At 39.3% G+C, this 13,355-nt stretch carries 10 protein-coding genes and 1 other annotated feature; of the genes, 7 read left to right on the plus strand and 3 right to left on the minus strand.

Features of this window, described 5'->3' with window-relative positions; all coding sequences use genetic code 11:
• Nucleotides 1-121: 121 nt before the first annotated feature.
• From JCM9152_RS08345 to JCM9152_RS08365, 6 genes are all read left to right on the plus strand, one after another.
• A complete protein-coding gene (locus tag JCM9152_RS08345; protein WP_081727950.1) occupies nucleotides 122-2,305 on the plus strand; it encodes a RelA/SpoT family protein in 2,184 nt (727 codons plus the stop codon).
• A 32-nt stretch (nucleotides 2,306-2,337) separates the two neighbouring features.
• Nucleotides 2,338-2,778: a D-aminoacyl-tRNA deacylase gene (dtd, locus tag JCM9152_RS08350; RefSeq protein ID WP_035343093.1), complete on the plus strand. Its 441-nt coding sequence runs from the start codon at nucleotides 2,338-2,340 to the stop codon at nucleotides 2,776-2,778.
• A 55-nt stretch (nucleotides 2,779-2,833) separates the two neighbouring features.
• Nucleotides 2,834-2,995 carry a hypothetical protein gene (locus JCM9152_RS22590; RefSeq protein ID WP_156314984.1) on the plus strand — a complete coding sequence of 54 codons (162 nt, stop codon included), beginning with the start codon at nucleotides 2,834-2,836 and terminating at the stop codon, nucleotides 2,993-2,995.
• Between the two features lie 47 nt (nucleotides 2,996-3,042).
• Nucleotides 3,043-3,268, plus strand: a binding site (T-box leader).
• Between the two features lie 60 nt (nucleotides 3,269-3,328).
• On the plus strand, nucleotides 3,329-4,597 hold the full coding sequence (gene hisS, locus JCM9152_RS08355; protein ID WP_035343095.1) for a histidine--tRNA ligase: 1,269 nt from the start codon (nucleotides 3,329-3,331) through the stop codon (nucleotides 4,595-4,597).
• Nucleotides 4,598-4,609: 12 nt separating this feature from the next.
• Nucleotides 4,610-6,397 (plus strand): aspartate--tRNA ligase, encoded by a 1,788-nt coding sequence (gene aspS, locus JCM9152_RS08360; protein ID WP_035343097.1) that lies wholly within the window; start codon nucleotides 4,610-4,612, stop codon nucleotides 6,395-6,397.
• Between the two features lie 111 nt (nucleotides 6,398-6,508).
• A complete protein-coding gene (locus tag JCM9152_RS08365) occupies nucleotides 6,509-7,738 on the plus strand; it encodes a homoserine dehydrogenase (protein WP_035343099.1) in 1,230 nt (409 codons plus the stop codon).
• Here JCM9152_RS08365 and JCM9152_RS08370 read toward each other — a convergent pair.
• Nucleotides 7,715-8,020 (minus strand): hypothetical protein, encoded by a 306-nt coding sequence (locus JCM9152_RS08370; protein ID WP_035343101.1) that lies wholly within the window; start codon nucleotides 8,018-8,020, stop codon nucleotides 7,715-7,717. The two genes, JCM9152_RS08365 and JCM9152_RS08370, sit on opposite strands and share 24 nt — an antisense overlap.
• Nucleotides 8,021-8,133: 113 nt before the next feature.
• On the opposite strand from JCM9152_RS08370, the gene JCM9152_RS08375 reads away from it, so the two are divergent.
• Nucleotides 8,134-8,898: a tRNA threonylcarbamoyladenosine dehydratase gene (locus JCM9152_RS08375; RefSeq protein WP_035343102.1), complete on the plus strand. Its 765-nt coding sequence runs from the start codon at nucleotides 8,134-8,136 to the stop codon at nucleotides 8,896-8,898.
• 583 nt (nucleotides 8,899-9,481) lie between these two features.
• Here the strand turns inward: JCM9152_RS08375 and JCM9152_RS08380 are convergent.
• Together JCM9152_RS08380 and JCM9152_RS08385 are read right to left on the minus strand one after the other, a co-directional pair.
• The gene (locus JCM9152_RS08380; RefSeq protein ID WP_052015767.1) at nucleotides 9,482-11,914 is read right to left on the minus strand and encodes a glycogen/starch/alpha-glucan phosphorylase; all 2,433 of its coding nucleotides are present in this window, start codon (nucleotides 11,912-11,914) and stop codon (nucleotides 9,482-9,484) included.
• Entirely contained in the window at nucleotides 11,911-13,344 is a 1,434-nt protein-coding gene (locus JCM9152_RS08385) for a glycogen synthase (protein ID WP_035343104.1), read from the minus strand. Before JCM9152_RS08385 ends, JCM9152_RS08380 begins: the two co-directional genes overlap by 4 nt.
• Between the last annotated feature and the right edge of the window lie 11 nt (nucleotides 13,345-13,355).

Consider the following 13,355-nt stretch of genomic DNA (forward strand, 5'->3'; position numbering starts at 1 on the left):
AAGAATTGTGCGTGTATGAAATGGTGAACTTCATAATTGTTTTCGATTTTTCTCTTTACATAAGCGACAAACTTCACCATAATATAAAGAAATATCGAATCGTAAAAAATTAGGTGATTCCATGACTTTAGATCAAGTATTAGAGCAAGCGGGTCTTTATTTAAATGAAAAAGATGTCGCTTTTATACGAAAGGCCTATGAATTTGCTGAAAGAGCCCATGATGGTCAATATCGTAAATCCGGTGAACCATATATTTTGCATCCTATTCAAGTTGCAGGTATTGTTGTTGATCTTCAGCTTGATCCGAACTCAGTGGCAGCAGCATTTCTCCATGATGTTGTTGAAGATACGGATATTACCGTTGAGAAGATTGAAGAGGAATTCAACGATCAAGTCGCTATGCTCGTTGATGGTGTAACGAAGCTGAAGAAGTTTAAGTATAAGTCAAAGGAAGAGCAGCAAGCAGAAAACCATCGTAAAATGTTGATTGCAATGGCAAAGGACATACGTGTCATTATGATTAAACTTGCTGACCGACTTCATAATATGAGAACGTTGAAGTTTATGCCACCACATAAACAGCAAATTACGTCAAATGAAACGCTGGAAATCTTTGCGCCACTTGCTCATCGATTAGGGATTTCGAAAATAAAGTGGGAGCTCGAAGATACTGCACTTCGCTATTTAGACCCACAGCAATATTACCGAATCGTTAACCTTATGAAACGAAAACGTGCGGAACGAGAGCAGTACCTTTCTGAAGTCATGGATACGATTAATGAAAATTTAGATGACGTACATGTAAAGGCAGAAATATCTGGACGACCGAAGCATATTTATAGCATTTATCGGAAAATGAATTTACAGCATAAACAATTTAATGAAATCTATGATTTGTTAGCTGTTCGTATTATCGTTGAAAGTATTAAGGATTGCTATGCCGTTCTTGGCGTAATTCATACATCATGGAAGCCGATGCCTGGTCGTTTTAAGGATTATATTGCGATGCCAAAGGCGAATATGTATCAATCCATTCATACGACAGTTGTCGGCCCTTATGGTGATCCATTAGAGGTTCAAATTCGAACGCAGGATATGCATCGAATAGCAGAATTCGGGGTTGCTGCTCACTGGGCTTATAAGGAAGGCAAGACGATTAACCCAAATAAGAATACATTTGAGGATCGATTGACGTGGTTTAGAGATGTGATTGAATCACAAACGGATACGAATGATGCGCAGGAATTTATGGAATCATTGAAGATGGATTTGTTTTCAGATATGGTTTTTGTTTTTACGCCAAATGGTGATGTAATGGAGCTTCCACAAGGCTCGATTCCAATTGATTTTGCCTATCGTATTCATAGTGAGATCGGCAATCGCTGCATTGGAGCGAAAGTAAATGGCAAGATGGTTCCGCTTGATCACGAGTTAAATACCGGTGATATTATTGAAGTGATGACATCGAAGCATTCATACGGACCAAGTCAGGATTGGTTGAAAATTGCTAAGTCGTCCCATGCGAAAAATAAAATTAGACAATGGTTTAAAAAAGAACGTCGTGAAGAAAATATTGAAAAAGGTCGCGAATTAATTGAAAAGGAAATACGCGAACGTGATTTTGACGTGAAGGACGTTCTGACAGAAGAGAATATTGCTGATGCCGCTCATAAGTTTAGCTTTGTTGGTGAAGAGGATATGTTTGCTGCAACTGGTTATGGCGGTGTAAGTGTTAAGCAAATCGTTAATCGATTAACGGAAAAGCTGCAAAAGCAAATCGATCAAGAGCAAGAAGAACAATCATTGGCTGAAGCGATTTCTGATGTACAAACGAAGGGGACACAGAAAAAAGCAACCTCTGGTGTCCGTGTGAAAGGCGTAGATAATTTATTGACACGTTTATCACGCTGCTGTACTCCCGTACCTGGTGATGACATTATCGGGTACATAACAAAAGGTCGTGGTGTATCTGTACATCGGGCAGATTGCCCTAATATTCGAAATGAGTCAGAGGATCGATTACTAGAAGTGGAGTGGGAAGGGAATCAGCGTGAAGGAAAAGCTTATAATGTTGACATTGAAATAACAGGCTTTGATCGCAATGGATTATTAAATGAAATCTTGTATGCTGTGTCTGAATCACGAACCCCCATTAATAAAGTGTCGGGACAATCAGATCATCGACAAAAACTAGCAACAGTTCATTTAACGATTTCGATTACAAACATTGATCATTTGCATAAGATTGTTGAAAAGATTAAACAGCTACGGGATATTTATTCCGTTCGCAGAGTGACACATTAAGGTAAGGTTTTGTGTAGTAAGGAGAAGGAACGATGAAAGTTGTATTACAACGTACGAAGGAAGCAGCAGTACATGTTGATGGAGAATGTGTTGGAAGCATCAAACGTGGGGTGATGCTTTTAGTCGGAGTAACCCACGATGATACGATCGAGGATGCAGTGTATTTAGCGGAAAAAATAGCACATCTTCGTATATTTGAGGACAAAAATGGAAAAATGAATCATTCTTTAAAGGATGTAAGTGGAGAAGCGTTATCTGTTTCGCAATTCACATTGTATGGTGATACTCGTAAAGGTAGAAGACCAAACTTTATGAATGCAGCAAAGCCAAATGATGCTATTGAATTGTACAAGCATTTTAATCAGCTTTTGCAAGAAATGGGCATACATGTAGAAACGGGGACGTTCGGAGCAATGATGGATGTTTCATTAGTGAATGATGGGCCTGTTACATTTATTTTAGAAAGCAAATAGAATGTAACTTTTCCTCTGTTTTAGGACAAGCTAGTAAAAAACGGAGGAATAAGAAATGCGCTCTAATAAAAGGCAGCTTGCTCAACAAAAGGCCGGACCATTGTTTCAAATGAATGCTCATAATGAGAAGCAGGATTGTAGCATAGAGCTAACTTGTGAGTTGGGTTTGTCCCGCGAAGAAGTTCAGCAATTGAAAAAGCAGCTTTCTCGTAATTAAGCATTGACAGGTGATTGGACAATTCGTATGATGTATACATCATCATTTTGAATCCAGTGAAGAGGAAGAGTAATTAAGAGATCAAGTAGTCTAGAGAGGAAAGGTCGCGGCTGAGAGCCTTCCCTATTTGTCTTAATGAAAGAACACCTCTGAGGAGTTTCTCTGAACGTCTTCAGGTTAGTAGGAGAAAACGTGAACAGGCGTTAACTGTTTAAAGTGGAAGCATAGGCTTCAAGTAAGGGTGGCACCACGGGTATAACTCTCGTCCCTGATGTATGATTAGGCATCAGTGGCGGGAGTTTTTTATATTTTTTTGAAAAAAGGAGTGAGAGAATGAGTATTCATATTCCACGTGGGACACAGGATATTTTACCTGGTGACGTAGAGTTATGGCAATACATAGAAGTGAAGGCAAAAGAGGTGTGCCGCACGTATCATTATAAAGAAATTCGTACACCGATATTTGAACATACGGAGCTGTTTCAACGTGGTGTCGGTGATACGACAGACATCGTTCAAAAGGAAATGTACACATTCACTGATCGTGGTGATCGAAGTATGACGCTTCGCCCTGAGGGGACTGCAGGGGTTGCGCGTTCGTTCGTTGAGAAGAAGATGTTTGGAAATCCGAATCAACCTGTTAAGCTTTATTACCAAGGGCCAATGTTTCGCTATGAACGTCCTCAATCAGGACGAATGCGGCAGTTTGTTCAATTCGGTGTTGAAGCGATTGGTAGTGCAGATCCGGCGATTGATGCGGAGGTATTGGCATTGGCGATGAGCATTTATGAAGAGCTTGGATTAACAGATGTCAAGCTCATCTTAAATAGCTTAGGAGATAAGGAAAGCCGTGATGCACATCGTCAGGCTTTAATTGAACATTTTAAACCACACATACAAGAATTTTGTGCAGATTGTCAATCAAGATTGGAGAAAAATCCGTTACGTATTCTAGATTGTAAGAAGGATCGTGAGCATCCATTAATGCAATCAGCGCCTTCCATTCTCGATCATCTTAATGATGAATCGAAAGCTTACTTTGAAAAGGTTCGTCACCTTTTAGATCAATTAGGTATTCGGTATGAGGTCGATCCAACACTCGTTCGTGGGCTTGACTATTATTATCATACGGCTTTTGAAATTATGGCTGATGGTGAAGGTTTTGGTGCTATTACAACACTTTGTGGTGGTGGTCGATACACAGGGCTAGTTGAGGATTTAGGTGGTCCTTCTACACCAGGAATTGGGTTTGCATTTAGTATTGAACGTTTGATTATGGCTTTAAAAGCCAAAGGATTGGATAAGCCGTCTGTAGAAACGCTTGATTGCTTTATTGTAGCGCTTGGAGATGAGGCAATGGATAAGGCAGCAAAGCTTCTTTATCAATTGCGTAAAGCTGGAGTAAGCTGTGATAAAGACTATCTTGATCGCAAAATGAAAGCACAATTTAAAGCGGCAGATCGCTATCAAGCTCGTTATACAGCTATTTTAGGTGAAAATGAATTAGATCAAGGGATTATTAACGTAAAAGAAATGGAAACAGGCAAACAAAAAGAAGTAGCTTTAACAGAATTTATTGATTACATGCAGGAACAACGATAAGGAGGAAGAAAGATGAGTCAGAGAACACATCATTGTGGTAACATTCGTGAAGAACAGGTAGGGGAAGTCGTATCGTTAAAAGGCTGGGTTCAACGCCGTCGTGATCTAGGACAAGTCGTATTTTTAGATTTACGTGATCGTTCAGGAATTGTTCAAGTCGTTTTTAGCCCAGAAGTAAATAAGGATGCCTTAGCTATTGCTGATCGTGTTCGAAATGAATATGTCTTAGAGCTAGAGGGCAAGGTTGTCAAGCGTGATCCAAGTACGGTTAATGAAAAACTCGAAACAGGTACGATTGAGATTCATGCGACATCTGTAACTATTTTAAATGCTTCAAAATCATTACCGTTCCAAATTGAAGCCGATACGGACGCTTCGGAAGATATTCGATTAAAGTACCGTTATTTGGATTTGCGTCGTCCTGACATGCAAGAGACGATGATTCTACGTCATAAAACGACAAAGCTTATTCGTGATTTCTTAGATGAGAAAGCGTTCCTTGAAATTGAAACACCGATGCTAACGAAAAGCACACCAGAAGGAGCGCGTGATTATTTAGTTCCAAGCCGTGTTCATCATGGTGAATTTTATGCGTTACCACAATCACCGCAATTATTTAAACAAATGCTTATGGTTTCAGGATTTGAGCGTTATTTCCAAGTTGTTCGCTGTTTCCGTGATGAAGATTTACGAGCAGATCGTCAGCCTGAATTTACACAAGTGGATATTGAGACTTCCTTTATGGATAAGGAAGAGCTACTAGCCATGGCTGAAGAAATGATGGCAAAAGTATTAAAAGAATTAAAAGGAGTAGAGGTAACAACCCCATTCCCTCGACTAACGTATGATGAAGCTATGAATCGATTTGGGTCAGACAAGCCTGATGTTCGTTTTGATATGGAGCTTGTTGAACTATCTGAGATTGTAAAGGATGCTAACTTTAAAGTATTCCAAGGAGCCATTGCTGGTGGAGGAATTGTAAAAGGGTTAAACTTAAAAGGAGGAGCAGATAAGCTTTCTCGTAAAGAAATTGATGGACTAACGGATTTTGTGAAGCAATACGGAGCAAAAGGATTAGCCTGGCTTAAAGTCGAAGAGGATGGCCTAAAAGGACCGATTGCAAAATTCTTTGAAGAAGACGTTCAAGCAGCGATGAAGGCTGCATTAAATGCTGAAGCTGGTGACTTATTGTTCTTCGGTGCTGACAAGCATCAAGTTGTTTTCGATAGCTTAGGAGCTCTTCGTCTCCGCTTCGGGAAAGAGTTTGGTTTAATTGATGAAACGAAATTCAATTTCTTATGGGTCGTTGATTTCCCGTTAGTCGAGTATGATGAAGCGGCAAAACGCTATGTAGCATTGCATCACCCATTCACAAGTCCACGTCAAGAAGACCTTGGATTGCTTGAAACAGACCCAGCAAGTGTCCGGGCAAATGCGTATGACCTTGTCTTAAATGGATATGAGCTTGGTGGTGGATCACAACGTATTTATCAGCGTAATGTACAAGAGCAAATGTTTAAGGCACTAGGTTTTACGGAGGAACAAGCGAAAGAAGAATTTGGGTTCTTACTTGAGGCATTTGAATATGGTACACCTCCACATGGAGGGATTGCCTTTGGATTAGATCGTCTTGTTATGTTGCTTGCTGGACGGACAAACTTACGAGATACGATTGCTTTCCCGAAAACAGCAAGTGCGAGTGATTTATTAACGGATGCTCCTGGTGAAGTAAGTGTTGAACAATTAATTGATTTAAATTTATCAATTATTGGTAAGAAGGTTGAGCGTACAGAAGGATAGACGTGTAGAGATAGTTGTCTCATTTGCTCTAAGATTAGAGCAATGAGACAACTTCTTTCAAATTTTAAGAGCAAAGATAGAGAAGCGTGTAGCAGAGGTAGGGGATTATCGATGATACAAGTGGGGTTAATTGGCTATGGAACTGTTGGGAGTGGTGTTTATGAGCGTATACATCAGTCAGAGGAATTAGAATTATTACTTGGTGAGCCAATTGAAGTGAAGGCTATTTTAGTTAAAGATCGGCAAAAGCAGAGAGCGACACATATTCCGGCTATTGTGACGACAAAGTGGGAGCAGTTTTGTGAAGTGGCGCATTATGATGTTATTTTTGAGGCAATCGGTGGAATTGAGTCTGCTTTTTTCTATTCAAAGCATTGGCTTCAAAAAGGGGTTCCAGTCATAACCGCTAATAAAAAGCTCGTTGCTGAAAAAGGAAAAGAGCTTGAGGAAGTGGCTTGCAAGCAACAGACGTATTACGGGTATGAAGCATCGGTTGGCGGTGGTATTCCAATTATTAATGCATTAAAGGGAACTTTGAGCGCCACTTCTATTTCTCGCGTTTCAGGAATTTTGAATGGGACGACTAACTATGTACTGACCGAGATGACCGAGCATAATCGCTTCTTAGCAGAAGCGTTAACTGATGCCAGAGAAAAAGGCTATACAGAATCAAATCCGAGTGAAGATTTAGACGGGTATGATTCATGGTATAAAATTCGTATATTAAGCCGTCTTTGCTTTGGAGAGTGGCCGAATGGGTTGCAGCTTATTCGTAAGGGTATATCAGAATTAGAGGATTGGCATGTTGAAGTTGGAGAGAAATTTGGTTTTACAATAAAGCTAATAGGAGAAGCATGGAAGCAGGGCGACTCGATTGTTGGTGGCGTATATCCTGCATTCTTATGTCAATCGGAGCAACTTACTTATGTGAATGGAGTCACAAATGGAATATCGATCGAAGGCGACCAAATTGATCAGTTATTATTTATTGGTCCTGGTGCCGGAAAGGATGCAACAGCTAATAGCATGATTGAAGACTTTCTTTTCCATAATCGGTTCGGTTCATGGCAGCGTTCCTATTCATCTTCATCTCTAGTAGAGCACCCGTATACACATATGTTAGTCTGTGTCACACACACTCAAAGAGAAAAGGCTCTACAGTGGGTGAAGGAAACCGGTGTTGAAGTGATAGATACGTATACGCATCATGATGGGGAAGGCTGGATTATCGCCAATTGGATCAAAGGTAATCTGCCATTCCCACATTATCCAATTTACGGTGATGTTTCTTTAAGAAAGCGAGTCAAAGCCTTATATTCAGCGCAATTCGGGACGATCTAGTTTTAGTTGTTTATAAGCATTTAATAATGAAGTAGGTTCTTCTTTAATATAGAAAGTCCGTACTCCATTTGCAGTGTGTAAATATAAAAAGCCCATATCCTGCGAGTGAGGCTTCTTTCGATACGAAATATCAAAAATCGAAGTAAGTGGGAAACGTTCTTGTTTGACGGTTATACATTCATCGTATAATTTCAATTCATAGACCGTTTCAACTATGACTTTCTCTGTCCACTTTATTTGTTGCTTAATTTCAACACAAGGCTGAGTAGCTAGCAAATCCATGAATGACACCTCACTGAATGATTGTTCTGTTATAAGTGTATCATAACTTAAAATGGATTGCTTTTTTTGACATCATAGAAATGTTACATAATAAGTGATGAAAGGAGAATAGAATGTTACATCAATTTTCACGAAATGAACTGGCGATTGGTCATGATGGTTTAGATCGCTTAAAAGGAAGTACGGTAGCAGTATTAGGTATTGGAGGTGTTGGTTCCTTTTCGGCAGAGGCGTTAGCACGTTCAGGAGTTGGCAAACTTGTACTCGTTGATAAGGATGATGTAGATATTACGAATGTAAATCGTCAAATTCATGCATTACTATCAACAGTCGGGAAGCAAAAGGTCGAATTAATGAAAGAGCGTATTATGGATATTAACCCAGAATGCGAAGTCGTCGCTTTGAAAATGTTTTATACGGAGGAAACGTATGAACAATTCTTTAGCTATGATTTAGATTATGTGATTGATGCAAGTGATACGATTTCATATAAAATTCACTTAATGAAGGAGTGTCTTAATCGAAACATTCCAATCATTTCTAGCATGGGTGCAGCAAATAAAATGGATCCAACACGTTTGCGCATTACGGATATTTCTAAGACTACTCATGACCCGATTGCAAAAGTGATTCGAACGAGATTACGTAAGGAAGGGATTCGAAAAGGAATTGAAGTGGTGTATTCGGATGAGCAACCAATTCGGATTCGTGAGGACATTCGAAAAGAGATTGTCCCAGAAGCAGCAGAAGAAGGAAAGATTCGTAAGGCCAAAATGCCCCCATCTTCAAATGCATTTGTGCCTTCAGTAGCCGGACTTATAATGGCGGGTCATGTTGTTACGAATTTGCTTGAAGGAATTGAAATTAACAGAGGATAATGTGATCAGTCGCTTCGAATCCACTTACGGGATGGAATTAAAAATTAGTTTTGGAAGACCGTTTTGAAAAGACTGCTACGCGACTTTTCTTGTTGAATCAGAATTTATAAATGTCACAGAAGTAAGTTAGGGAAAGTCGAGGAATATGTAGGCGACTTCGCAGGTGGCGTTGGCTTCGCACGTTACAAGTTTATCTGAAAGAACCCCACTTTCAGATAAACTTCAAAAATAAGTATGGTAGAAGCGGGATGCAAAGGTTACGTGCTCTATGCGGTTCCTCATTCCTCTATTTCCCCCCCCTCATTCCATGTTTCATGTCGTTACGGTTTCTCATTCCGCTATTTAAGCTGAATGAGTCCAAAAGGAGCCATAAAAGCCAAAATAGCGGAATGAGGATGACATTTTCTTCTCAGGAAGCGTTTTTTCTCTGATTTAGAGGAATGAGAATTCCCTTTGTTGGTTGGCACTGTGCAAGTAGGTTAGCTAAAGCTGTCGCCACGCTTGATACACGCAAACCCTATTTAACGGCTCCACACAACGCGTTTAAGAAAAGCCACTGTTGCGTTTTTCTTATCCTACCTGTTTATTTAATAGGATTTTTGGTGAGCTGCCATATTTCTGATGCGTACTGTTGGATCGTTCGATCACTTGAGAATTTTCCAGAATAAGCAATGTTTGTAATGCTTTTGTTAAGCCATATTGACCGGTCACGATAAGCTTGTTCTACAAGCTCATGAGTTTCAATATAGGGATCGAAATCCTTTAGAACAAAGTAGGGATCATTATGATATAAAATATTATAGTAAAGGTCCTTAAATTCCATTTCTTGTTCTCCAAATACACCACTGTTTAATTGATCTAGAATTCGACTAATTCGATCATCGGTATTATAAATGTCTCGTGCGGAATAACCTCCATGCTCATAATAATGGAGTACTTCATCTGAAGTAAGTCCGAACATAAAAATGTGTTGATCTCCTACTAAATCACGTATTTCAATATTCGCTCCATCCATTGTTCCTACTGTTAATGCTCCGTTCATCATCATTTTCATATTCCCAGTACCAGAAGCTTCCTTACTAGCGGTGGAAATTTGTTCACTTATATCGGCTGCTGGTATTATTTTTTCTGCTAAACTAACATTATAATTTTCTAAGAAAATAACTTTGATTCTATCCGCTACGTCATAGTCATGATTCACTAAAGAAGCGACGGTATGAATGAGTTTAATGACTTCTTTCGCAAGATGATAGCTAGGGGCTGCTTTTGCTCCAAAAATAAAGGTACGTGGTGTAAGGTCAAGCTTGGGATTATCCTTTAATTCATTGTACAAGTAAATGACATGAAAAATATTCAAAAGCTGTCGCTTGTATTCATGAAGTCGTTTAATTTGAACATCAAAAATGGACTTCTCGTTCACCTTTATCCCCATTTTGTCATAAATAAATTGAGCTAGTGTTCGTTTGTTTTGTAATTTGACCTGCTCTATTTGTTCAAGAAAGGCTGGATCATTCGAATAGCGAAGCAAGCTAATAAGCTGATTCGGGCGTTTAATCCATGCTGGACCGATGACATCTGTGATGACGTTAGCTAAGTGAGGGTTCACTTGAAGAAGCCATCTTCTGTGCGTAATGCCGTTTGTTTTATTATTAAATCGTTTCGGGAAAAGCTGATAAAAAAGTTTCATTTCTTTCTTCTTTAAAATCTCTGTATGGAGCCTGGCAACACCGTTAACACTAAAGCTTCCAACGATAGCTAAACGTGCCATATGAATTTGGTCATCAGCAATAATCGCGAGCGCGGGAATATGCTCTCGCATCTCAGGACAATCAAACCATAGGCCTTGGCAAAAACGCTCATTTATTTCATCAATGATCATGTAAATACGTGGAAGAAGGTTCTGAACCATGTCTTTTGGCCACTTTTCGAGGGCTTCACTTAGTGTTGTATGATTTGTATATGCAATCGTCTTATGGGTAGTTTCCCATGCCTGATCCCAATTGAGGTCGTAATGATCCATTAACAGTCTCATTAACTCAGGAATTGCTAAACTAGGGTGTGTGTCATTAATCTGAATAACAATATGCTCAGATAATTGTGTGAGTGGGCCGCGACCTTCGTTTAAATAGTGACGTAATATGTTTTGAATGCTTGCTGAAACGAGAAAGTATTGCTGTTTCAGACGAAGCTTTTTACCCTCATAGCTTGAGTCATCTGGATATAAAAAACCGGATATTTGGTCAATCGAGTGAGTATGATCAAGGGCATGATAATAATGATCACTGTGATTTGCGACATCATTTCTATCTTGCGATTCGGCACTCCAGAGTCGTAACGTATTAACTGTATGATTATGATAACCACTGATCGGAATGTCGTAAGGTACAGCAATAACTTCATCGGTATTTTCGTAACGGAATTCTAAAGAACCGTTTGCACGGCGATGCATGTGTACACTCCCACCAAAATGAACAGAAATACTTTCTTCTGACTTTCGAGTTTCCCAAGGATAATCCTCCTTTAACCAATAGTCAGGCAATTCGATTTGATGGCCATGAATGATCCGTTGTTCAAATAATCCATAACGGTAACGAATGCCACAGCCGTGTCCTGGATATTGAAGCGAGGCAAGTGAATCAAGAAAGCAGGCGGCTAAACGTCCTAAGCCACCATTTCCAAGCCCAGCATCATGTTCATGAATAAAGACCGCATCCCGTTTAAACCCAAGTCTTTTTAAAGCGATGTTCGTCACATCTAGGAGCCCGCAATTTAGTAAATTGCTTTCAAGAAGTCGACCGATCAAGAACTCCATTGATAAGTAATAGACCTTTTTTACTTTTTTTTGCTCGTAATGCTCATTCGTTTTACACCAGTGTGGATGCATTTCATCATTGGCGATGGATGCAAGAGCATAGTATACGTCTTTTTCGTTAGCGTTGTGTAACTCTTTACCGAAAAGTGTACGAATCTTTTCAGTTATTAGGCTGATGAATTCATCCACATTTTGATAGGTCAATTTTGGCTCACTCCTTGTTCTGTTAACACTGATTTGTATAAGCGGCTATATTCAGCTGCTGAATGCTTCCAATCGTATTTGCATTTGTTTATGTTTTTACATAGTTGCTTCCAATTTTCGTTATCGTGATAGACCCGCAATGAGTAGTGAAGAACGGTTAGTAAATCATGGGCATTATAATTGGTGAAACTAAAGCCGTTTCCTTCACCTGTTAGCTCATTGTAAGAAGAAACCGTATCCTTCAAGCCGCCTGTTTCCCTAACGATTGGTACCGTCTTATATTGGAGAGCAATAAGTTGGGATAATCCACAAGGTTCAAACAGAGATGGCATGAGGAAAAAGTCAGCGCTAGCATATAATTTGCGTGAGAGAGCCTCATCAAAGGTTAAAATTGCTGCTGATTTTGATGGGTATTTATTAGCTAGATAAGAAAAGTAACGCTCAAATTCCCATTCGCCGGTCCCTAATACGATAAATTGAATGTCCTCTTGTATAAATTCTTCTAAAATACATTCAATTAAGTGTAACCCTTTTTGCTCAACTAAACGTGTAACCATAACATATAACGGTTTCTCTTCACTAATTTGGAGATTAAGCTCCTCTTGAAGAGCTAATTTATTTAATTTCTTTTTTGCACGGGAGTAGCTATATGGTACGTCTATATATGGATCCTTCAATGGGTTGTATTCATCCGTATTAATTCCATTCAAAATTCCACAGAAGTCAGCTTCACGTTCATTTAATAAAGGATGTAGTCCTTCACTATAGTATGGGTCTTTCAATTCATTCGCGTAGCTCGGACTAACGGTTGTTATTTTATCAGCATGAAACATACCTGCTTTTAAGCAATTAAGCATGCCATCCCATTCCATGCCACCGATATGCTCTCTCGGTAGAGAAAAGAAATCTTCATACATATCAAGAGGTATTAGACCTTGATATTTCATATTGTGTACAGTGAAAATCGCTTTCATCCGTTCAATAGGCTGATAGATTTTCGCAAAGGCTACTGTTAGCCCCGCTTGCCAATCATGAGCATGGAGAATATCAGGAATGAAATCTAAGTAATCAAGTGATGAGATCACAGCTTTACTAAAAAATAAAAATCTCTCTCCATCATCATAGTAGCCATAGACTCCTTTTCTTTCATAATAAAATGTGTTTGCTAGGAAGTAATAGTGAACACCATCTTCATTTAAATAATAAAGCTCAGCTGTTTGATTGCGCCAACCAATTTCTACAGGGACAATCGCTTTAAACGTCATTCGGTTCTTCCAATCTTGTGAGATTTCATCATAAAGTGGAAGAATGACGCTAACATCGAGATGTTCATGAGTTTTTAATGCATGAGGAAGAGATCCAATTACATCAGCTAATCCTCCAGTTTTAATAAAGGGTGTACATTCAGAAGCGACAAATAATACATTCATCCGATCTCTTC

Origin of the sequence: Halalkalibacter hemicellulosilyticusJCM 9152 (genome assembly GCF_000513115.1) — a bacterium.
Classification (GTDB): Bacteria; Bacillota; Bacilli; order Bacillales; family Bacillaceae_D; genus Halalkalibacter; species Halalkalibacter hemicellulosilyticus.